Origin of the sequence: Thiorhodococcus fuscus (genome assembly GCF_042682685.1) — a bacterium.
GTDB classification, from domain to species: Bacteria; Pseudomonadota; Gammaproteobacteria; order Chromatiales; family Chromatiaceae; genus Imhoffiella; species Imhoffiella fuscus.
Genome location: NZ_JBHUHX010000048.1, coordinates 1 through 22,609, shown reverse-complemented (window position 1 = coordinate 22,609; position 22,609 = coordinate 1). Strand labels below are relative to the sequence as shown.

The 22,609-nt window shown below is 61.0% G+C and carries 16 protein-coding genes and 2 pseudogenes; 7 read left to right on the top strand and 11 right to left on the bottom strand.

From position 1 onward, the window contains the following. The first annotated feature begins 13 nt into the window (after window positions 1–13). The 4 genes from ACFSJC_RS16085 to bioA all read left to right on the top strand — a co-directional run bounded on the left by ACFSJC_RS16085 (window position 14) and on the right by bioA (window position 7,087). Window positions 14–1,681, top strand: coding sequence for a methyl-accepting chemotaxis protein (locus ACFSJC_RS16085; protein ID WP_386028168.1), 1,668 nt, complete (start codon window positions 14–16; stop codon window positions 1,679–1,681). A gap of 264 nt (window positions 1,682–1,945) precedes the next feature. Next, window positions 1,946–4,246: a DUF2868 domain-containing protein gene (locus ACFSJC_RS16080; protein WP_386028167.1), complete on the top strand. Its 2,301-nt coding sequence runs from the start codon at window positions 1,946–1,948 to the stop codon at window positions 4,244–4,246. Continuing rightward, entirely contained in the window at window positions 4,246–5,685 is a 1,440-nt protein-coding gene (locus ACFSJC_RS16075; RefSeq protein WP_386028165.1) for a GTPase/DUF3482 domain-containing protein, read from the top strand. Before ACFSJC_RS16080 ends, ACFSJC_RS16075 begins: the two co-directional genes overlap by 1 nt. 109 nt (window positions 5,686–5,794) lie before the next feature. After that, window positions 5,795–7,087, top strand: a complete 1,293-nt coding sequence (bioA, locus tag ACFSJC_RS16070; RefSeq protein WP_386028163.1) for an adenosylmethionine--8-amino-7-oxononanoate transaminase — start codon at window positions 5,795–5,797, stop codon at window positions 7,085–7,087. On the opposite strand, the gene ACFSJC_RS16065 is transcribed toward bioA, so the two are convergent. The 9 genes from ACFSJC_RS16065 to ACFSJC_RS16025 form a co-directional block, all read right to left on the bottom strand. After that, window positions 7,078–8,961: a sulfatase-like hydrolase/transferase gene (locus tag ACFSJC_RS16065; RefSeq protein WP_386028161.1), complete on the bottom strand. Its 1,884-nt coding sequence runs from the start codon at window positions 8,959–8,961 to the stop codon at window positions 7,078–7,080. The two genes, bioA and ACFSJC_RS16065, sit on opposite strands and share 10 nt — an antisense overlap. Before the next feature lie 216 nt (window positions 8,962–9,177). Beyond that, window positions 9,178–10,314, bottom strand: coding sequence for an aminotransferase class V-fold PLP-dependent enzyme (locus ACFSJC_RS16060; RefSeq protein ID WP_386028160.1), 1,137 nt, complete (start codon window positions 10,312–10,314; stop codon window positions 9,178–9,180). Further along, window positions 10,311–11,657, bottom strand: a complete 1,347-nt coding sequence (locus ACFSJC_RS16055; protein WP_386028159.1) for a L,D-transpeptidase — start codon at window positions 11,655–11,657, stop codon at window positions 10,311–10,313. The genes ACFSJC_RS16060 and ACFSJC_RS16055 overlap by 4 nt, the downstream gene beginning before the upstream one ends. Before the next feature lie 394 nt (window positions 11,658–12,051). Beyond that, window positions 12,052–13,170 (bottom strand): hypothetical protein, encoded by a 1,119-nt coding sequence (locus ACFSJC_RS16050; RefSeq protein WP_386028157.1) that lies wholly within the window; start codon window positions 13,168–13,170, stop codon window positions 12,052–12,054. Then, entirely contained in the window at window positions 13,104–14,246 is a 1,143-nt protein-coding gene (locus ACFSJC_RS16045) for an alpha/beta hydrolase (protein ID WP_386028156.1), read from the bottom strand. The genes ACFSJC_RS16050 and ACFSJC_RS16045 overlap by 67 nt, the downstream gene beginning before the upstream one ends. Before the next feature lie 13 nt (window positions 14,247–14,259). Next, window positions 14,260–15,729, bottom strand: coding sequence for an MFS transporter (locus ACFSJC_RS16040; RefSeq protein WP_386028154.1), 1,470 nt, complete (start codon window positions 15,727–15,729; stop codon window positions 14,260–14,262). A gap of 213 nt (window positions 15,730–15,942) precedes the next feature. Then, the gene (locus tag ACFSJC_RS16035; RefSeq protein ID WP_386028153.1) at window positions 15,943–17,880 is read right to left on the bottom strand and encodes a SpoIIE family protein phosphatase; all 1,938 of its coding nucleotides are present in this window, start codon (window positions 17,878–17,880) and stop codon (window positions 15,943–15,945) included. Further along, the gene (locus tag ACFSJC_RS16030) at window positions 17,881–18,324 is read right to left on the bottom strand and encodes an ATP-binding protein (protein WP_386028152.1); all 444 of its coding nucleotides are present in this window, start codon (window positions 18,322–18,324) and stop codon (window positions 17,881–17,883) included. A gap of 11 nt (window positions 18,325–18,335) precedes the next feature. Further along, window positions 18,336–18,668 (bottom strand): STAS domain-containing protein, encoded by a 333-nt coding sequence (locus ACFSJC_RS16025; RefSeq protein ID WP_386028151.1) that lies wholly within the window; start codon window positions 18,666–18,668, stop codon window positions 18,336–18,338. A 343-nt stretch (window positions 18,669–19,011) separates the two neighbouring features. Here ACFSJC_RS16025 and rimK point away from each other — a divergent pair, with 343 nt between their 5' ends. Beyond that, entirely contained in the window at window positions 19,012–19,917 is a 906-nt protein-coding gene (rimK, locus tag ACFSJC_RS16020; RefSeq protein WP_386028149.1) for a 30S ribosomal protein S6--L-glutamate ligase, read from the top strand. Between the two features lie 3 nt (window positions 19,918–19,920). Further along, a complete protein-coding gene (locus tag ACFSJC_RS16015; RefSeq protein ID WP_386028147.1) occupies window positions 19,921–20,961 on the top strand; it encodes a succinylglutamate desuccinylase/aspartoacylase family protein in 1,041 nt (346 codons plus the stop codon). A 731-nt stretch (window positions 20,962–21,692) separates the two neighbouring features. Here the strand turns inward: ACFSJC_RS16015 and ACFSJC_RS16010 are convergent. Together ACFSJC_RS16010 and ACFSJC_RS16005 are read right to left on the bottom strand one after the other, a co-directional pair. After that, window positions 21,693–21,818 carry a hypothetical protein gene (locus ACFSJC_RS16010; protein WP_386028217.1) on the bottom strand — a complete coding sequence of 42 codons (126 nt, stop codon included), beginning with the start codon at window positions 21,816–21,818 and terminating at the stop codon, window positions 21,693–21,695. Between the two features lie 76 nt (window positions 21,819–21,894). Then, a pseudogene (locus tag ACFSJC_RS16005) lies at window positions 21,895–22,089 on the bottom strand (ISAs1 family transposase); the annotation flags it as partial. 25 nt (window positions 22,090–22,114) lie between these two features. Between ACFSJC_RS16005 and tnpA the strand changes: the two are divergent. Next, a pseudogene (tnpA, locus tag ACFSJC_RS16000) lies at window positions 22,115–22,414 on the top strand (IS200/IS605 family transposase); the annotation flags it as partial. Between the last annotated feature and the right edge of the window lie 195 nt (window positions 22,415–22,609).

Sequence of the window (22,609 nt, the reverse complement as noted above, 5' to 3'; positions counted from 1 at the left end):
TAGGAGTTGGCGCATGCAATGGTTTCACAATCTTTCTTTCCGATACAAGTTAACGATTCCGCTCGTCCTGGTCGCCTTCCTGTTCCTCCTCGTTGTTTGGATGACCCTATTGCGGGTCGATTGGCTGGGCGAGCAGGTTTCGGAGTTGGTCCGCTCGGATATTCCGGTCGTCAAGGATCTCCTTCAAGCCGATCGTGATCTCTATCAGGTACTCACTGCCGAGCGGACCCTGATCTTTACCGCAGCCTCTTCCCCCGAGTTCGCTGCGGCGATCAAGGAACACGACGAAAACGTTGCGCAGGCTCGCGAGCGTTTCGATCGTGCCGCCGCCATTATACTGGCCGATCAGCATACGACCTCCAACTCCGATATTTCGAACAAAATCGAATCCTACAAGCAGCGGCGCGAGACCTGGGAGGCCATCACCCAGCGCATCGTCGAGGCGCGGCGCTCAGATACCCGGGTCGGGCGCTCGACCGCGATCAATCTCACGCTCAAGGAGGGCGTCGAGTCATTCGACGCCATGCGATCCATCCTTGATGAACTCGAGGACATCGTGATTGAGACTGCGGATGCCGCCTCTCAACGTGTAGAGGATGAGGTCTCTGAGAGCCGTCTTCAGATGCTTCTGCTCGCGGTGGCCGTGATCGGAATCCTGATAGCGATTGTGTTCGGTTTGCCGCCGCTCGTCATCAAGCCCATGTCGCGCGTTCTTGAGCGCATTCGGGATATCGCCGAGGGTGAGGGTGATCTCCGAATCCGCTTGGAGCAAAAGGGCCATGACGAGCTTGGCCAGATTGCCGCTGCCCTCAACCGCCTACTCGAACGCTTGCAGCACCTGGTCTCTCAAACCGCTGGATCGGCGAAGCAGGTCGATAGCGCCGTCGAGCGGTTAACGGTCGTTGCCACCGAAGGCGACGAGGCCTTGATGGAGCAGCTGTCCCAGATTCAGATGGTCGCGACCGCCATGCATGAGATGGCCGCCACGGTCAATGAGGTCGCTGCCAATACGACGCATGCCGCAGAGAGTGCTCGTACCGCAGACAGCGGGGTACGCTCGGGGGCCAAGGTGGTGGGCGAAGCGTCAACTGCGATCGAACAACTGGCCGACGTGGTGTCCAATGCATCGCGTGCGATCGCGACGCTCGAATCCGAGGCGAACCGGATCGGCGCCGTGCTGGAGGTCATCAAGGGTGTCGCCGAGCAAACCAGCCTTCTGGCATTGAATGCAGCGATCGAGGCCGCCCGTGCTGGGGAAAGCGGTCGAGGATTTGCTGTGGTTGCTGCCGAGGTGCGCAGTTTGGCATCGCGCACTCAGAAGTCCACCGGTGAGATCGAAAGCATGATCGCCGCGCTGCAATCCAGTGCGCGCAATGTGGTTACCGTGATGGATTCTGGGCGGGGAATGGTCGATGCGACCTTGGAAAAGGCCTCCCAAGCCAGTCAATCACTGGAGGAGATTACCCAGGCCGTTTCTCGGATCAACGACTTGAACGCTCAGATCGCCAGCGCGGCCGAGGAGCAATCCGCCGTGACCGAGGAGGTCAGCAGCAACACTCTACGGATTCAGAATCTCGCCGAGCATACCGTGTCGGCCAATCAGCAAACCGCCGAGGCGCGTGCTGTTCTTGCTTCCCTCGCCGAATCGCTGAATGCCGATCTCGCGCAATTCAAGGTGTGACGCAGGGGCGCCCTGACTCGACTCCGCTCCATCGGGCCACGACGGACTGCGGCCCAGGAGCGCTAGCCCTGCGCGCGTCTCATCCGCATGCCCAGTGGAAGACAGGCGTCCGTTTCGGGCGCTCGCTCCATCCACGCATCACCCGTTTACCGCCTGCGAAGGCATCCATCGAGTGAATCCAATCGCTGTCTGTGGGATTATTCGTCCTTTTGGGGCGGTCTCGTCGACCGGCTCGAACCATGCATCGACAACGAAGCACTGGATATGGATCCTCGACACGAATCGAACGCATCAAGCCCCTCCGAGGTGAATCCCTCAGAGGTTGCGCGTCCCGAGTCCAATGAATGGACGATCGCCGACCTCATCGATTTCGAGTATTACCTGGACGCGGACGAGAGTGAGCTGCGCGAGCATCCCTCGTCGCGAAAACACTTGGCCGACCGCGACCGGGGCATCTATCTGGAACGGATCGAGAGGCATCTCCCCGTCGCAGAGCCTCATACCCCCCAGCACCGACGTACCGCGCTCCTGAGTTGGCTCAAGATCCGCCGGGCGGATGAGAGCGCGGATATGCGTGCCTTGCTGCCGGGCACAGCGTTCGCCCAGGCTCAGCGTCTGGGGAGCATCATCCTCGCCGTTCTGGGTCTGGTCTGCGGTATCGGTGTCGCCTCGACCCTGCTGCACTTCGACGGCAATCGACCGATCAGCGTTCCCTGGTTCGTTTTCATTCTGGTCATCGTCCAGTTCCTGATCGTTTCGGCCGCCGTTTGGGCCTGGGTGCGTAGAAGTCTTCGTGGCCGCCGTTCCGGCGAGCAGGACTCACTGCTCCTCAACCGCGTCATCCAGCCGCTCTTGAATCGTGTCGCCTCCTGGCTACAGCAGCAGCATCTCCTTCATTCCACGCAAGAGATCCGCGACCGTGCGCTTGCAACCCATGGATTGCTGAAATCTCAATACGCCGTCTATGGATCCCTCGCTCAGTGGCCGCTGCTGCTCTCGGCTCAGATCTTCGGCGTCGCCTTCAATGTCGGTGTTGTCTTGACAACCATCATTCTGGAATGGTTCACCGATCTGGCATTTGGCTGGGGCACCTCGCTTGCCGCGCATCCGCAGACCATTTATGACCTGGTGCGGGTGATGGCCTCGCCCTGGAGCTGGCTGTTCGGCGAGGGGATCGGCTATCCGACGTTGGAGCAGATCGAGGGTTCTCGGGTCTATCTCGAGCAATGGACCTTCATGCAGAACATTCATCCGAACCCGGAGCATCTGCGTTCCTGGCGCTGGTTCCTGGTCCTTGCGGTCATCACCTATGGACTGCTGCCGCGATTGATCCTGCTCGGTGCCTCGCTGCTCGGTCAACGACTTGCGCTCATCCGTCTGCCGTTCACGCACGGTCGAATCCAGGCGCTGTACGCTCGGATGCTGACGCCGCGACTGGATACGGTATCCAGTGGGTCCGGCCAGGGACCGGAGATGCCCATTCCCGGCGAACTCACCGCGAGCGCGGTCCGCCCTGCATTGGTCGGACCGCTCTCGACGGCTAAGCCGGCGGTCAGTCGGCGCCCCTGGAGGGATCCCCAGCCGACCGCAGAGGAGGATTCGGAGGTTAAGACGTCCGATCGATCCGAGGTCGTCCAGCCGAAGCCGGAATCAACACAGGTTCCAGGGCCGGAGCAGATGAACGCCGTCGAGGCACGTGCTCCCGAAATCGGTGAACCGACCGAGGCAACGACCTCTGAGTCGACTCCAGAACCCGAGATTCCGCCCGAGCCCGAGTCAACCGAACCCAGCGCCACATCGGAACCAGGCGCGCTTCAAGAGACATCCGAGACGCAGGCGCAGGCGTCCAACGTCAAGCCTGAGCCCGAACCTGAGCCTGAGCCTGAGCCTGAGCCTGAGCCTGAGCCTGAACCTGAACCTGAACCTGAACCTGAACCTGAACCTGAACCTGAACCTGAACCCGAGCCTGCACCTGAACCCGAGCCTGAACCCGAGCCTGAACCCGAGCCCGAGCCCGAGCCGGAACCGGAACCACCCTCCGCGCTCGATGAGCCCGTTCCGCAAACAGGATCAGGCGCTGGTTCGGCGGATACGGCTTCCCGGTTCGCCCCGGACGCTTGCCTGCTGCTGGTCCATGTCGACATCGACGATGTTTTGGAGCCCGAGGATCGCCCCCGCATGGAGCAGCTGCTGCTCGCGCTGAGTGGTTGGCGTATCGGTGCCTATGCGACCTTCGGCGCGGGAAGCGCCATGACCCTGAAGGCGCTGGCCCTGCTCGAAGAGGGCGATTGGCAGGCGCCTCCGCCAAGGGTTGCCGTGATCCAGGACGGCTCTCAGCCTCCGATCACCGAGAACCTGCTCTTCCTGCGCGAGCTGCGTGCGGTGGCTGGAACTGAGGCTCAGATGCTCCTGGCGCTGGTCGGTGATCCAGAGGACGACGACCGCCTGCCGTCCTTGCGCGCATTCGATTTCACCGATTGGCAACGCAAGATCGATCAAATGGCGGATCCCTATCTGCGCCTGGAAATGCTGGCACCGTCCAGCGAGGATGGAGAAGAAGTCTGATGGCCGAGAGAATTCCGCAACTGGCGATCATGGGTCACCCAAACGCGGGTAAATCCTCTGTGGTTGCGACCCTGACGGAGAACGACCGTATCGCGATCGACAAACGCGCGGGGACCACGACCAGCTCCGATGTCTATCCGGTGGTGATCGATGGGCGAAGCGTGATCGAGTTCATCGATACGCCCGGATTTCAGAATCCCAACGCCATCTTGGAGTGGTTTCAGAACAACGAGCAGGAGAATCAGGATCTCGCCCGCGCCTTCATCAAGGAGTTCGGCTCCGATGATCTCTATTCGCACGATTGCGCGTTGCTGGAGCCCGTTGCCAATGGGGCTGGAATCATTCTGGTGGTCGATGGATCCAAGCGGATCAAGGAAAAGGACCGCGTGGAGATCGAGCTGCTGCGTCTGACGGCTCGGCCACGCATGGCGGTTCTGAACAACCTGACCAGTCAGACGCGCTATATGGATCAGTGGCAGGATGCCCTCAGCAAAGCGTTCAACTCGGTACGCATCTTCAACGCGCATCGCGCGACCTATGCCGAACGGATCAAACTGCTCAATGCGCTCAAGAGTATCGATCAACGGTGGGAGCCGCTGGTCGAGGAGGCGGTCGATGCCTTCGCCCACGATTGGGAGCGCCGCACGGATCAGGCGGTCACGACCATTCTGGAATTGCTCAAGCAGGCCCTGACCTACAAGGTGTCTCGCACGGTCAAGGACAGCAAGATCATCTTCCAGAGCGGCCGCGACCGCATCAAGGCCGAACTGACTGCCGAGTTCGAGAATGATCTGCGGCGCTTGGAGGTCGAGGCGCAGGAGCATATCCGCGCCAATTTCCGTCACAACGTCTGGCATTTGCCGCCCGATTCCATCCTCGAACGGGACCTGCTGTCGGAAGAGGTCGGTCAGGCGCTGGGGCTTTCGCGTCGTCAGCTGGCGCTGGTCGGCATGGCGGCCGGCGCTGCATCCGGGGTGACGGTCGATCTGGCGACGGCCGGTCATTCGCTTGGAACCGGGGCGCTGTTCGGTGCGGCCGCCGGCGGCGTTCTGGGCATGGTCGGCGGCAAGGCCTTGGCCAAGCTCAATATCGAGCGTGCGCCTGGTACGCACACATTCACCATCGGTCCCGTCTCGAATCCGCGTTTTCCCTTCGTCTTGCTGGACCGTATCGTGCTCTACAGCGCGCGCGCGATGAACTGGGCCCATGGACGCCAGGCTGCGGAAGAGACTGCGCCGGATCGGGTGCCTGAAAAGGATGTCCGTAAACAGGGATTCACGGAGGCATTGACCGCGCAGCAGCAGCGTGTTCTGGGGCGCTTCTTTTCCGCCGCTCGACGTGGCAAGGAATCCGATCAGGAGGCCGAGTGCCGAGAGATCATCACGGGGATTCTGCGCGGTGTTTCTCTGGACGAGATCGACAGTCGCAGCGATCTATGACGCCATTTTCCATCGTCAGTCCTCGCCCGTCTCGTGCCCCTCGCAACCCGAGGGGGGGCGCTACGACATGTGCCTCACCCGATAGTTTTTTCAGCGACCGCCTCCTTCAGTGAACATCGACCAACTGCTCGCCATCGATCAGGCCCACGCCTGGCATCCCTACACCTCCACCATCGACCGAGATCCCGTCTATCCTGTGCGCGCGGCGCGCGGCTGCCGCTTGGAGCTCATGGACGGCCGTACCCTGATCGACGGCATGTCATCCTGGTGGTGCGCCATTCATGGCTACAACCATCCGGTTCTCAACCAGGCCGCGCGCGATCAGCTTGAATGTATGTCGCACCTGATGTTCGGCGGACTGACACACGAGCCGGCGATGCGCCTGGTTCGCTCGCTGGTCGATCTGACTCCAGAGCCGCTTCAGCACGTTTTTCTGTGCGATTCCGGTTCGGTTTCGGTCGAGGTCGCGATCAAGATGGCGCTTCAGTTCTGGATCGCCTCGGGGCGGTCGGAGCGCCATCGCCTCATGACCATCCGCTCCGGTTACCACGGCGACACCTTCAATGCCATGTCGGTGTGCGATCCGGTGACCGGAATGCATCATCTTTTCAGTCGGGTTTTGCCACGGCAGGTCTTCGCGCCGGCCCCAGACTGCCGTTTCGGCGAGACCTGCCCACCGGATCGGATCGAGCCCTTCGCCGACTTGATCGAGCGACATCATCATGAGCTGGCAGCCGTCATCCTAGAGCCGATCGTTCAGGGGGCGGGCGGGATGCGTTTCTACAGCGCCGACTATCTCAGACAGGTGCGAGAGCTTTGCGATCGTTTCGAGGTGTTGCTGATCGCCGACGAGATTGCCACCGGATTCGGGCGCACCGGAAGGCTCTTCGCCTGCGAGCATGCCGGCATTGCGCCCGACATCATGACCGTCGGTAAGGCGCTCACCGGTGGCTACATGACCCTGGCGGCGACGCTCGCGACCCAGCGCGTCGCCCACACCATCTCCGCCTCGGAACCGGGCGTCTTCATGCACGGCCCGACCTTCATGGGCAATCCCCTCGCCTGCGCGGTGGCGAATGCCAGTATCGACCTGCTGCTCTCGACGGATTGGGCCGCCAACATCGCCCGGATCGAGCGGGGATTGGAGCAGGGGCTGTCCCCCTGCCGCTCCTTGCCTGGCGTCGCCGAGGTGCGGGTTCTCGGTGGGATCGGCGCGGTCGAGATGGAAAAACCGGTTGCGATGCGCGAGATCCAGCGCCGATTCGTCGAGCGCGGCGTCTGGGTGCGTCCGTTTGGACGGCTGGTCTATCTGATGCCGCCCTACGTGGTCAGCGACGCAGAGCTCGCCGAGCTATGCTCGGCGGTGACCCAGGTGCTCGGCGAAACGTCCGATCACAACTGATCGGAGAGCTGGGCGGCGGACCCGACCGACGCCTCGCGGAACCCGCCTCCCGGCGGATCGAGATTCTTCAGCGAGTGCTGCTCGCCGCTGAAGATGTCGGTTCGGAGCGTCTTGATCGCCTCGACCCAATGCGAAGGGCGCGCGCACTCGGAATCCGTGGATTCTCCATCCCGACAGACCTTGGTTTCCGTGTCCGCGAGCGTGACGTTTAGGCCGGGTAGGGGCCGAATGGGGGCCTTGTCGGGATCGCGATTCGCCAGATCCATGATGGAGGGACGTCGATCGCCCAGCAGTTCGAGCAGCAGCGCGGGGATCTGATAGGCGGGCAGGTCGCCAAGCTTGACCGGTCCGCGTTGGCCGTCGATCACGACCAGAGGGGTACGCACCAAGGTGCGCATCATGCTGTCGTCGAAATCCCCCCGCTGTGACTTGAGGATCCCGGATTCGGTGTAGCCGCCGAAATTCGGACCCAGCGCCGGCAAATGGTCGCCGAAGAGGACGATCAGCCCATCCGGGTCCTGTTGACGCAGCTCCTTGAGGAAGGCCATAAGCTCGCGGGATTTGTAATAGACCGTGTTGGCGTAGGCCTCGACCGTCTCATGTCCGGGGGCGGCATGGATGACCTTGGGGCGACGGTCGTTCAGGGGGTAGTCCAAATGTCCGAAATAGGTCAGCACATAGTCGAACAGCGGCTGGCTGCCTCGGAGTTCTGGCCCGATCTTCTCCAGCACCTGACGGTAGAGCGATGCATCGCTGAGGAAGTTGCGATTCATGTCGTCGAGCAGAAAATCCCGATCCGACCAATAGGTTTGGATGCCGATGCGCCGATAGGCGTTGACGCGGTTCCAGAAGGATGCGGCGTTCGGATGGGAGGCCAGCGTCCGATAACCCGCCTCGACCAGATGGGCCGGCAGACAGGGTGCCGAGCGCTTGAGGCCCGTCTCGAAGAAGACGTTGTCCTCGGTCACCGGGAGTCCGCACAGCACCTCGAATTCGGTATTGGCGGTGTAGCCGCCGAAGACGGGGGAGAGCAGATGTGATTCGCCGCTGGATTTCCACAGTGCGCGGAATGCCGGGTCGAAGGGATCGGCGTCCAGCTTGGACGCGGTCAGCAGGGTCGGATCCCAGAAGGACTCAAGAAGGATCATGTGGACGTTGCGCCGCCGGGTATCGCTCTGGGCCGAAACCTTGACGAAGTCCGACTTGGTTCCGTCCTCGACCACCGCGAATGCCGTAGTGACCTCGGACTGTGTCGGTGGAGCCACACGCCGGGAGAGATTACGCGCGGTCTCCTGCAACAGATGCAGAGGCAGCCCTCGGGCCGCGAAGTTTCCGGGCTGATTCCAGACCGAGTTGCCCAAGGTCGCATCCAAGACTTTGGTGATGGGTGCCGGTGCCAGCATGACCGCTCCGATGCCTGCACCGAGCAGGCCTAAATTGGCCCAGGACCAACCGCGCCGCCAGTCGATGGCCCAGGCGAGGAGGGCAAGAGGGACGATGACCAGCGCGATGGCTGCGGCCAACTGCCAACCGTCGAGCAGCAGGAACATATTCCGTGCGGCGACGAAGTCGTCCGGCGCGACGGGGGCGCCCAGAATAGCGAGCTTCATGGCATTGCCGAAGGTCAGCGCGGTAAAGATTGCGGTCGCGGTCACGATGAAGCGCGGCAGCGAGCGCGACATGCCGAACAGGAGCGCCCCGATCAGCAGGTGTGCGCCCAGATCCCTGGCGTAGACCCAATTATTCTGCAGCGCGGTCTCGAAGATTTGCGCGATGGCGATCTGGGCCGCGACATACCAGAGAACAACGAATATCAGGGCACCCGCCCAAGGCAGGAGTCGACGAGCGAGACGCGATCGAATGGAGGATTTCACGTTGGCGAACTAGGTGGCATGGGGAAAACCCCGGTGCGCCAGAGACTAGCCGATTGTCATGAAAATGTCTTCGATTTGTAATCATGCTTACGCATGATCGTAACAATTCTGCGCGCGGAGGCAGGCCCAAGACACGCTGTCTCTGCGGCTATGCAGTCAGAGGATTGGGGGATGCGCGCCCCTCCTCAGGAGAGGCGCTACGGTGAGACGGGTGGCTCAGGAATCGGTTGGAGCCGCGAGGATCTCGTCCAAGATATCCATAGCCCGATCGATGACGGAAAGGGCGGTGTGGAAATGGGGCGAGAAGCGAATCCCGCCACCGCGACAGGCGCACAGCACCTTGCGTTGCATGAGTGCGCGATAGAGCGGCTCTGCGGGACGGCCCGGAACGCGGAAGCTGATGATCCCAGCCCGAAGAGCAGGGTCAGACGGGGTCAGAAGTTCGAATCCGCGCCGCTCGATCGCCTCGATCAGATGGCCGGTGCGTTCCTGCACTCGGTTCCAGATGGTCTCCGGGCCGAGTTCCTCGATCAGCGAAAGGCTCGCCTCCAGCGCATGGATTCCGAGTAGGTTGGGACTTCCGCACTCGAACCGGCGGGCGCTCTCGGCGGGCATCCAATCGACCCGGTCGAAATCGCCGACCTGCTCGACCATATGCCAGCCGAATTGACGCAGCGTTAAGGTTTCTCGCAGTTCGGGGCGCACGTAAAGGAGCGCCAGTCCTTCAGGCCCCATTAGCCATTTATGTCCGTCGGCAACCAGAAAATCCGTCCGAAAGCGTTGGACATCGCAGGGAAGGACACCCAACCCCTGAATGGCGTCGACGCAGAATAGAATTCCCTTTGCCCGGCAATAGATCCCCAACCGTTCGAGATCGAGTCGACGCCCGGATGCATACTGGACCCAGCTGACGGCGAGCAAACGGGTGTCGTCGTCGCACAGCGCCATGAGATCCGCTTCGGGATCGTCGGAAGCGTCCAGATTCAGCCCGCGCCACTCGACGCCCTGCGTGCCGAGCGATTCCCACACGATCCGATTCGACGGAAATTCCTGCTGGATTCCGACGATGTTCTGGCCCTCGCGCCAGGTAATGCCATGGGCGATGACCGAAAGGGCCTCGGAGGTGTTTTTCGCCAGCGCGATGTCTTTAGGAGATCCCGCGCCGATGAGCCTCGCCAGACGCTTGCGCAATCGCTGCTCCACCTCCAGCCACTGTGGATAGGCGAGGGATCCCCAGCGGGCATTCTCCTCCGCGAACCGAGTCACCACCTCGGCCGTCCGCCGAGGCCAGGGCCCGACGGCGGCATGATTGAGGTGGCAGAGGTCGGGATCGAGCGCGAAATCTGCGCTCATCCTTCCTGTTTCTCCGCAGTGGGGGTCTGCGCAGGCGCGGCTGGCGGCTCAGTCTGAGCGGGCGCCGGCTTCTCGGCGGCCGGTTTGGTTGTGGCCTCTGGAGTCTGAGCCGGTTTGACCTCGGGCTTGGGTTGCGCTGCTGGCTTAGGCGCCTCCGGTGGGGTCGGGCTCGCGGCTGCAGTGGCGGGCGCCGGCTCGGAGGGCGCCTCGGGCGGCGTGCTCGGCGTCGGCTGTTGCTGCGGCGGCGAGACTACTTCAGGCTTGGTGGCCGCCGGCTCAGGGGGTGGGGCGCTACCCGCCTGCTCCGGCTTGGGAAGCTGCGGTGTCACGGGTTGGGTCGGCGGGGTCGCCGTGGCTGGTTGAGTCACGGCTGGCGTATCGGTGACCTTCGGCGTTTCCGGTGCGCGCGGAGTCGTCGCCGCGTTCGCCGTCCCGGTTTCGGTTGCCGGCGCGGGCTCAGTCCGCATCTTGGTCTCGCGCGGTTCGGAAGCTGGCGTGTCAGAGGTGGCCGAGACGTCCTTGGCCTCGGCGGTCGCTACCTTGGCTGCGGCAGCGGCTTCGCGTTCCTGCGCTGCCTGTTTCGCGGCCAGCCGGCGTTGTTCGGCTGCGCGCTGCTTAGCGGCAACCGCCCGCTGCTTCTCCATGTAATCGCCGTAGCTCGGCCCCTTGCCCTCGATCGTGACCGGGGTGCCATTGGGTACGTGCGCGAACAGGACCGGTGCCAGCTTGCTCGGCATGCGAATGCAGCCGTGCGAGGCCGCGCGACCCGGACGCGGAATGGGGCCCGCGTGCAGGCCGACACCATCATGCGTCAGACGCATGAAATAGGGCATCTTGGCACCTTCGAAGCGGGCGCCGCTAGGAATCGGGTCGCGTCCAACCTTGACGTTGGTGCGGATCACCTTCCCGCCCGAGCCGTAGACCTTGCCGTAGAGATTGGAGCGCTTGTTCTCGACCTTTTCGATGACCTCGAAGTTGCCGGTCGGGGTGGGGTGCTTGGAGACGCCAGTCGCCACGGTACTCCAGCCGACTTCGTCATTTCCAGAATAGAATCTGGCCTTCTGTTCGTTTGTATTGACGACGATGCGTGTCACCTGGCGTCCTTCGCCGTTCCACTCATAGAGCGTGTTCTTTTTGAGCTTGGGCTCGGGCTTGTCCTTGGTTGGAGGAAGCGGTGGCAAGGGTTCCGGTTGCGCCGACTGTGCGACATCGGGCTTGGGATCTGGCCTGGCCATCATCTTTGCGAGCCCGTCGCATCCGCTGAGATTCACGAGGAGCAATGCTCCGAATGTGATCTTGAGTGCGCCCAGGGCGAGAGAGAGGGTCTGAGTTCTGTCATTCATGTGTTTCTGATTCCCAGGATAGCCGGCACCCTGATCCTATTTATGTTTTCCCGATGGAATAGGATAACCCGCGAATGCCTCAAGGGCACGCATGACCCTTCGCCCCCTTTCGCCTGGGAGATACCAGGCTCAAACCATAGGGTTCGAGCCGAGCGTTCATGCAGCGATCCCAGGTCGCATCAGGGCCGAGGGACCGGACGCTGCGCAGGATCGATGAACAGTGAGAATCTTGGAGAGACCCTTGGTTCCAATACCCGACTAACCGTGTGGCGTATCGAACCAAGGACCATTGATGGTTTGCATCGCCGATTCGCCTGCCGTACAGCGGCCTGAGCGCGGACTCCAGGGGCCGGGGCGGCCCCTGATCGGCTGGCTGGCTGGATGAGCTTTGCGGTCAGTCCTTCAATGCGGGAGAGGTCGCGACGAAACGGTCCACATAGCCATCGACCTTACCGAGCAGTTCGGAGCATAACTGGATGCGTTTTTCGATCGCCGTCGGTGATTCGAGACCGAGCGCCTGGAGGAAGTGCATGAGACGTGCGCCATAGATGGGGCGTTCCTCGGGCGTTCCATCCTGCTGGATCGCCAGGGTCGAGATCATGAAGAAGAGTGCGATCCAGAACAGTGACTCGCGATGCGCCCCTTCCTCGATCATCTCCAGCGTGCCGCGTTTCAGATAGTCGCGGATGCAGGGATCGAGCTTCCATTCGAATGGAACCGGGCTGCGTTTGACCTCGATAGCTCGGTCGAAGGCCTGAAGACATTGATCGAGAAAGAGCCGTGCCTCGTGTTCGGAGATCCGCTCCACGCCGAAGGCGGTGAGAATCTCTTCATAGAGCGCCAATTCCTCTGGCGTCGAGAGCAACGCCTTTAGGTTGGCTAGGGTGCGTCGGTGTGTGGGCGGATTCAGATGGGCAACCGTGATGCTCTCGCTGCAGTGCATGATGAATTCGCCGAGCGTGTGGACCGCCTCGGCCGGGTTGGCCGCCTGACGCATGGCGTCCAACGCCGAACGCGCGCAGCGAACACCGTCTTCGGTGCGGATCTTGACCCAGCGCCGCGCGGAAAACTCGGCTGCGACTCGCCGATGGATGTCGGTCAAATAGCCATCGGGGTCCACCAGAACGCTGTTTCTCTCCAGATTGCAGGCCATGCCGGGCAGGGCCAGGATGGCGTCGGCGCTGGCGTACCGCGCGCTTGAGGAGAGGATACATTCCAGGACATAGCCCTCCTGTTCGACCTCCTCGATCTCCTGGTACTCGACCCGATCCAGCACGATGGCGATATCGACGTCCCGATAGGTCGGAAAGAGCGCGTTGCGATCCGAGTGGATGATGGATCCCACCAGATGCGCACCCCGAAATCCCGGTGTGCCGAGATAGCACGATTCGACATAGTGTTTCGCCAGTGCAATGACCTCGCCGGTCGTCTTCGCGATCGGGACTTCTAGGCCGCTGTCTTCTCCAGGACGTTGGTCTGCGGATGCTTGTTCACGTAGGACTTGGGCGGCCATTCGAGATCTCCGTTGAGGATGTAGATGACGATCCAGCTGGCAAGTTCGGATTCGTAATCGACGAAGGGGTTGTGCGCGGTGTCGTCGAAGCGGTGACTGCGATGGGGGATGTTCAGGCCTTCGATGTGCTGACGGATCTTGTTGCTGTCGACGGTCAGATCCTGGGTGCCGAAGAGCAGGTCGAAGGTCTGGAATTGCGCCTGGGCGAAGTCGACACGCGATTGGAGCTTCATGATGTTGAAGACCCCACGCACTGGTGCGACCGGATACTGGAAGTAGCGCGTCGCCGCATCGTCGAGCAGGACGTCGTTCGCGGTGGAGCGTCCCTTGCGGCGCAGCTTGGGCAGAAAGGGCAACATCCAGGCGATCAGTCGCGCCGAGACCTGCGAGTGCCCGAGGAAGCGGTAGAGCCGCTGGGCTGGATCCGGGAAGATCGCGGGCGCGGCGACGATCAGGTGCTTCACCGGGCGTATCTGCGACAGATAGACCGCCAGCAGACCACCGAGCGAATGGCCAATGACACTGATCTCCTCGTACTGGCTGCTCAGTAGGTCGTAGAGTTCGGTCAACTGACGGACCCAATCCTCTTCGCGCAGGCTGAAGAGCAGGTCGTGGCGGATGAGCCCGAAGCCGACGATCAGCGGGGCGTGGAAATCGATCTCGTTGTCCTTCAGTTCCTTGGCGATGTGATCGAAGATCATGGGCGAAGAGGTGAATCCGTGCAGCAGGATCACCACATGCGGCTTCTTCGGCTGACAGGAGTAGCTCATCGGTTGGCAGTCGAGAATGGTATTGGTGTCTCGCACCGAGCCGAAACCCTGCTGCGGGTTGTTGATTTTCCATAACCCATAGGTCAGGAGCCCGAGCCGCAACGTGACGGCTACCAGTACCAGGATGCCAACCACCTCGAAAACGTCCATCACCCAGGAATCGGCATCGTTCGGGATGTTGGTGAAAAGCAGCACCACAAGGGCCAACAGGACCGCATAGAGTGGAAACACCGTGGTGATGTAGTAGTAGAGCCGCTTGCGCCGCGAGAGACGGTCGCCGGCGAGATGGAGGGGGGATTTATCCATCGCCTTGCTCCTGTCAGGATGCTGCTGGAGAGAGGTTCTTGCGCGTCCACCCGATGGCGGAGAGCAGAACCAGGCTGAGTCCGCCGGCGCCGAACAGCAGCATCAGCGCGTTCGGCGGGAAGCCTTCGCCGAGCGCGCCTTGAGACGCATCCTGACCCTGCAGCCCCCAGACGCTGACCAGGTCGGCGGCTAGGGTCGAGCCGAGCGCGGTGCCTGCCATGAGCGTCACCGATTGCAGACTGGAGACCGTGCCCCAGCGGTTCGGCTGAACGCTGTGCAGACAGCTGTTGGTGTTGGCGGCGCTGAAGAACACGCTGCCGGATCCGCTAATGAACTGTCCGACGATGAGTGCGCCTAGAACGAAGGCGAAGCTCTCGGCGGTGACGACCGGAGGCAGGAAGGCATAGGCGCACAGGGCCACTGCCATGGCCGTGATGCCGATGCGAGAGATTTGCTGCATCCCGTAACGATCCGACCAGCCTCCGGCGAAGGGACCCAGCAGCCCCATAGCGATGGCGCCTGTGCTCAGTGCCAGTCCAGCTTGGAACGGCGAAAGATCCAGGGTGTATTGGAGATAGAAGGGAATGATGAAGTTTACCGACCCCATCACCACGCGGATGGTGAAGGCGTTGGAGAAGTTGTAGGCGAGCGGCGCCGTTTTGAGCAGGTGAAGATTGAGGAAGGACTCGGTCGATCCAAGCTCGTGCGCGAGCCAGCGATGGATAGCGAAAACGGTGGCGACGACCAATGCCAGATTCGTCCAAGGCTCGAACGCACCCTGTCCGAGCAGATTGGAAACGGTGAAGACCAACAGCCCCAGGGCGGCGCCCGCCCAGGCGAGCCCCTTCCAGTCGAAGGAAATCCGCTCCAGCTTCTGAAGCCCCAAATCCTTCGCTCGCAGTTGGCGCAGCCCGAGCGCGATCATGATGATGCCGAAGGGGAGGTTGATGAGAAAGATGGAGCGCCACCCCCACAGATGGATGAGGATACCGCCCGCCGCGAGTCCCACCAGTATCCCCACAGCGAAGGTCGAACCGCTCAGACCGAGCGCACGTCCATGCAGGCGCCGGGGAAAGGCCGCCAGCATGATGACTTTGTCCAGCGCCAGGATGATGGAGGCGCCGAGCGCTGCCATGACGCGCAGGAGGATGAGCAGCGTCAGATCCTCGGCTAGCCCACAGGCGACCGAGCCGATGGTGAATAGCATTTGACCGATGATGTAGACGCGGACGACACCGAACCGGCGTCCCAGATAGGCGGCCGTCGGTAGCGCCAATGCAGCCGTCGCCGTGTAGGCGACCGCCACCCATTTGATGGTGTCGAGCGAGGTGCCGAACTCTTCGCGGATGACCGGTAGCGCCAGATTGACCACGCCGCTATCGAAGGTGCACATGAAGATGCCGATTTGGCCCATGACGAGCAGCAGCCATTTGTTGGCCAATCCGTCATGGTTCCCGGCAGACTGTGTGGAGGAGTCTGTCATTGTTGCCCCATTGTTTTATTGTCGTTGTTGGGCCGAAACGCCAATCGTTGAGCGCGCTAAGCTTTTTTCGCACAAACGGGATCGATGCTAATCGAGCGATCACAATGGATCTGTGACGCGGTTGGCGGCTTCGTATAGGAATCGGTTTAGAGACTGGAATGGATTGAGCGTGTCGCCGGGATGTGCGGCGACTGGACAAGGATCTTGGACGGTTCAGTCCGATAGACCCTGGTATTCGATGAGCATGATGGTGATATCGTCGGATTGAGGCTCGCTGCCAGCGAAATCTCGGACGCTGGCGACCATGGCGTGCGTCGTCTCGCGTAGGCTCGATCCACGCAGACGGTCCAATTCCTGTACGACGCGCGCCTCACCGAAGGCTTGCTCGGCGGAGTTCATCGCCTCTGTGACCCCGTCGGTGTAGAGGAAGAGCCGCTCTCCCTTGGACAGGGTCAGGGACTCGGTGCGATAGACCACGTCCTCCATGACGCCGAGTACCAGTTGACTGTGGCCGCTCACCAGCAGTTCGGTGGTGCCGTCCACCCGAATCAGGAAGGGCGGATTGTGGCCGGCATTGGTGTAGAGGACCTCGCCGCTGCTTAGATCGAGGATGGCGCAGAAAACGGTGACGAACATGCTTTGGTCGTTGTCCCGCGCAAGCTCCGCATTCACGCGCGTCATGACCTCGGCCGAAGAGCGCCCGGATTTAGCCGTTGCCTTGATCAGAGTTTTGGTGACGGCCATGAAGAGCGAGGCGGGAACACCCTTGCCGGAGACGTCAGCGATGACCAGGCAGAGATGCTCGTCATCGATCTGGAAGAAGTCGTAGAAATCGCCGCCGACCTCCTTGGCCGGTTCCACCAGCGCGTAGAGATCGATCTCGTCGCGATCGGGCAGCGGCGGAAACATCTTCGGCAAGATCGACATCTGGATGTCGTGCGCAATCTTCAGCTCGCTTTCGATGCGTTCCTTCACCGCCGTGGTCAGGGTGAGTTGGCGCACATGATCGCTCAGTTCGCGCATCATGGTGCCGAAGGCCTGAGTCAGATCCCCGACCTCGTCGTCTTTGATACGCGTGGGGAGCGGGGCATCGAAATGACCCGCTGCGATTTCGCGCGTCGCCAACACCAGCGCGCCCAGTGGGCGCGTGATCGAGCGCGCGATCAGCACCACGACCAACAGCATCATCAGCGTTCCGGCAATTCCGATGCTCAGGGTGGTCAGGGCGAGGTTGCGCACATCGTCGTAGATCTCGTCCTCGGGAAGAACCAGGACCAAGGTCCAGCCGGCCGGTGCGATGGGGGCGAAATGCAGTCGCGCGGGTTCGCCGAAGAGATTGGTGTGTTCGACCGCACCCTCCACGCCACTGATCAATCGTTGGCCCAGACGCGACAACTGTTCGCCCGACCCGAGATCCTCGCGCAGGGTGAAAAGGCTTTCGTTGAGGATGAAATCGGCGTCCGGGTAGGTGATGAAGGTGCCGTTCGGCGAGAGCAGCACGGCATATCCGGTATCCAGCACCTTGATCTCCGAGACCAATTTCGTCAGCCAGTCCAAGGCGATATCGGCGGTCACGACCCCGCGAAAACGCTGCTCGCCGCTGTCTTCCCGCTCGAAAAAGGGCACTGAGAGCGTCACCATCAGGACATTGCCGCCGCCCTCGTCGAAATAGGGCTCGCTCCAGACGGGCCGCCTCAGCTCGCGCGGACGGCGAAACCAGTCCTTGTCGGGATAGGCGTAGGCATCCTCGACGGGAACGAACTCGATATGTCCATCGTGACGATGGAAGTAGGGCGCTTCGAGCCGCTCGCGTCCGTCGTCGCCAAGTTTAGGCTCGAAGGCGATGGCCTCACCGAATATCGCGGGGTTGGCTTCCAGCGAGCTGCGGAGCAGATGGCGGACCTCGCCAGAGTCGAAGTACGCGCTTTCCAAGGCGCGCGCCAGCGTCTCGGTGGCCGCCTGCACTGACATCAACACCGTTTCGACATGAAAGACGGAGGCGCGGGTCAGATTGTGGGCATTGCGGTCGATCTCGCGTTCCAGAGAGGCGCGCGAATGCAGATAGTCGAAACCGAGGACGGCGAACAGAATGGCTGTGGTACAGACCGAAACCGCGAGGATGAGACGAAACGCGATCGTTCGACTCTTCATTCAGGCATCCTTCGCGGCATTCGGCGTCCCTTCTGGATCGATTGATAGGCGCAAACGCACCAGATTCCGATCGCCTTCACGGCGATAATCGGCTGCCGTCACCAACTGTCGGATGAGAAACCATCCGAGTCCACCGATCTCGCGATCATCCAGTTCGGCGGAGGTGTCCGGGTCGGGCAGGGCTAGGCCATCGAACGGCATGCCCGTATCCGCAATCTCGATGACGAAATCTCCGTTTTCGGTCCAGGCGCGCAGATCGACCGATCCCGGTCGATCTGGATAGGCGTAATGACAGATGTTGACGAACACCTCTTCCAGCGCCAATGCCAATTTGCCCAGCGCTGAGGGCGCGAGTCCCGCCGAAGTCGCCCGTTCGGCCGCAAAGGACTGAATGCGCTCCAGCTGCTCCAGCTCGGCCGGGATCTGGAGGAGGGCGTCATCCATCGCGTCGCCTTTCAGAGACCTTCGAGTGCGGCAGGAATAGAGTCGTACATGGCGAAAATGGAACCGAAGCCGGCCATTTCGAATACATCTCGAACGCCGCCGGTGACGTTCGCCAAGGCCAGCTTCCCAGACTTGCTCTTGAGCATCTTCGCCGTCACCAGCAGCGAGCGCAGCCCGGCGCTACTGATGTAGGAGAGTTCGGAAAAATCGATCACCATCTGAGTCGTTCCGGAATCGATCAACTCGGTAACCGCCTTTTCGTAAGCTGGCGCCGTCAGGGTGTCCAACTTGCCCGAAACAGCCACGATCGATGCCTGCTGCTCGTGCGATATCTGGATATCCATCTATGTCTGTTCTCCGCAGAGACTCTAACCAAGGGGTCCGGCAATCCTCCAGACCGTCGCGCGGAGGTTACCACAACCCTCCATACTCCCGGTTTCATAATCCATATTCGCGAGTTGGTGCAAGCCGCAGCGCATGGCTGGGAAGTTCGAGAAAATCGATGACAACAGCATCGATCGCAGCAATTGACCGATGGCATCTGTGGACGCGGAGAGCGCCCGCGACTATGGTGTAATGCTCTAACGTCGGCTCGACTGGCAGGTTCCTGTCAGTTAGCGGGCGCCTGACCCCCGCCCAGATCAGAGGGCTGCACTCTCATCCAATTCAATGGCTTGCGAGGTAACCATGAAGATCGCCGTCCTGTCCAGAAATCCAAAGCTCTATTCCACGAGTCGCCTGGTCGAGGCCGCCGTTGCGCGTGGGCACGAGGTTCGGGTCTTCGACGTGCTTCGCTGCTACATGAACATCACCTCCATGCGTCCGCAGATCCACTACAAGGGCGAGCGGATCGAGGGTTTCGACGCGGTCATTCCACGCATCGGGGCCTCTGTCACCTTCTACGGAACCGCCGTTTTGCGCCAGTTCGAGATGATGGGTGTGTTTCCGCTCAACGAGTCGGTGGCCATTTCACGCTCACGTGATAAGTTGCGTTCATTGCAGCTGCTCTCTCGCAAAGGGATTGGTCTGCCGGTGACTGGATTCGCACACAAGCCGGACGACATCCAGGATCTGATCAAGATGGTCGGCGGGGCGCCTTTGGTGATCAAGCTTCTGGAAGGAACGCAAGGGATCGGCGTGGTACTGGCCGAGACGCACAAGGCGGCCGAGAGCGTGATCGAGGCATTCATGGGCCTGCATACCAACATTCTGGTGCAGGAGTTCATCAAGGAGGCCGGAGGCGCCGACCTGCGCTGCTTTATCATCGGAGACAAGGTCGTCGCGACCATGAAGCGTCAGGGCAAAGAGGGCGAGTTCCGCTCAAACCTTCACCGGGGAGGGACCGCAAGCGTTGTGCGGATCACCCCGGAGGAACGCTCGACCGCGCTGCGGGCGGCGCAGACGATGGGCTTGAATGTCGCCGGTGTCGATCTGCTGCGCTCCAATCACGGCCCTGTGGTGATGGAGGTCAACTCTTCTCCAGGGCTTGAGGGAATCGAGCGCTCGACCGGCAAGGACATCGCTGGAAACATCATCGAATTCATCGAAAAAACTGCCGCATCGGGTAACACGCGCACCCGTGGCAAAGGCTAGGAGATGCGGGCGCCTTTCCAAATACAGGACCAGCTCGTCGCGCCTGGCCAGCGCGCATTGGTCGATCTGGCACTGCCGAAGCTCAATTCGCACACCTTTCTCTCCATGCCCGTGCATGTGATCCACGGCAAGAAAGCGGGGCCTTGTCTCTTCGTTTCGGCTGCGATCCATGGGGATGAACTCAATGGTGTGGATATCGTCCGCCGTCTACTCGAAGCCAAGGCGTTGCGTCGTTTGTCCGGCACGCTGATCGCGGTTCCTGTCGTCAACGTCTATGGATTGATCCATCAATCGCGTTATCTCCCGGATCGTCGCGATCTCAATCGCAGTTTTCCAGGTTCCGCCGCAGGATCGCTGGCGGCACGGGTCGCCCATGTATTCATGGAGGAAATCGTGCGGCGTTGCACGCATGGAATCGATCTGCATACCGGAGCGATTCACCGGACGAATCTGCCGCAGATCCGTGCCGACCTCGACGATCCGGAAACCGACCGGCTGGCGCGTGCCTTCGGCGTGCCGGTGTTACTCAACTCCACCCTGCGAGACGGCTCGTTGCGCGAGGCCGCGACGACGCTCGGGATTCGCATGCTGCTCTATGAGGCGGGCGAGGGGCTGCGCTTCGACGAGTTTTGCATTCGTGCCGGACTGGCGGGAGTGTTGAATGTGATGCGCGAGCTCGGAATGCTCAGTAAGCAGCGCCGACAGGCACGAGAGACCGCACCCTTCGTCGCACGCTCCAGCACTTGGGTTCGCGCGTCCGAAAGCGGATTGCTGCGCACGTTGGTTCCACTCGGAGCCAGGGTACAGCGCGGCGATATTCTTGGTTTCATCAGCGATCCATCCACTGGCACCCAGCACCCAGTCGCCGCCCAGACGCGCGGTGTGGTCATTGGCCGTATTCAGATTCCCTCGGTGCATGAAGGCGAAGCTGTTTATCACATTGCGCGTTTCCACGACGACCACGAAGACGTAGCGGACGAAGTGGTGGCCTTTCAGCAAGACTGCCTGGACGACGCTGCGGTCATGGATCCTCCGATCGTGTGACGACCTCAGTCCGGTGGCAGTGCCTTTGTGCATAACGCATGTTATGCCAGTTCAATATTTAAATAACCAACCTATCATTTCCTAGCAGACCTAGTAGTACGGTCCGGAATTCTCACTTTTCCATACCTCTGATCGTCGTCTGTCTGAGATTTTCGCAAACGTCACTGTTTCGTTTTAAGATCGAATCTTGTTCGATGTCTACCAGGCAGGGTAGGGCGGAACTATGGAGCTAGTGCTCAAGATCGCTGCGGGTGTTGTTTTGGCCTTTGTCATTCTATGGGCTGCGAATGTTGGGGTCGTAATCGCGCTCATATCAGCGTTTTCCTCGGCGATTTCTCAGAGCTTTTCGGAAAAGACCATGAACATGCCTCAACCACATTCGTATCTGAGACGCCAAACGCCAGCGAATCCGCCGGCTCCTTTCCCGTCGATCCAGGTTCTGACCACGCCGATCAGTCCCGACACTCGTCCTCGTCCTCGAAAGCGAGTCATCGGTTACGATGAACAAAGGGTTGCGGGCCGTCCTCTGAAAGAGTGTTTAGGCCCCGACAACGAGCTGAACAACGATGTGATTCGGTGCAGGAACGGTTACATGAAGAAGGTTCCGATCTATTCCTACTGAGGATTCAGCGCAGTTTGTAGGATAGGATCGGCTCTGCGTTCTGCTCGCGTTGCAGATGGGTTTTCAGGGCGCGTATGGTTCCGGGCGCAGGGCGAGCGCGTATTAATCGTCAAGTAACCAGGAGCTTAGCGCGATAGTCGTCGTCCCAGGCAGCCTTGCGACGTTTGTGCGCCATGCTGAGCGAGGAGCCCTCCTTCTCGAGCAGATTGACGCAGCAATGACGAATCGCGGTCATGATGGCGGGAGCCTGACCCCGCCCAGCGCGCGGCATTGGGCACCGTCCTCAGATCCTCCGTGATCCAGTAACGGCGGATCTCCAGGCGTCCGTGGTCTTTGTCGGTTTCCTCGGTATAGGCATGGGCAACACCAGCGAATTGGCCCGCAACGGCGGTGGTGAAGAAATCCTCGACAGGCTCTTGCAGCGTGCTCTGGTTGCCTTTGAGTCCAAGCACATAATCCCCGCCCTGGGAACGGATCTGCTCGGCGATGGCTCGCTGACAGCCCATCGCATCGATCGTGAGGAGAGTCCCGATGGACGACTTTGACAGCCTAAGCCACTCCCGGTGGGAGTGTAAATATCACATTGTTTTTATTCCGAAGTGTCGCCGAAAGGTGTTGTACGGACAGCTGCGCCGACATCTCGGAGAAGTGTTCCATAAACTTGCGAGCCAGAAGGAATGCCGAATCGAAGAAGGGCATCTGATGTCCGACCACGTTCACATGCTGATTTCGATTCCGCCGAAATATGCCGTCTCTGCAGTAGTCGGCTACATCAAGGGTAAGAGTGCGATTCACTTGGCACGGGTCTACGGCGAACGGCAACGCAACTATCGACCGTGGGGCCGCGTTAGCGACCCCTTGCCGCTTTGAGCGGCTCACGAATTTAAAGCCCCCGGCTTTGCCGGGGGATGGTTACTACGCGCTCACCCTGGTTCCAACCGTACCTTACTTAACATAATATACATTATGCGAAATCAAGGAGCGGACTGAATCCGGGTCTAGGCCACGCCGCTCTAAGGTTCAACC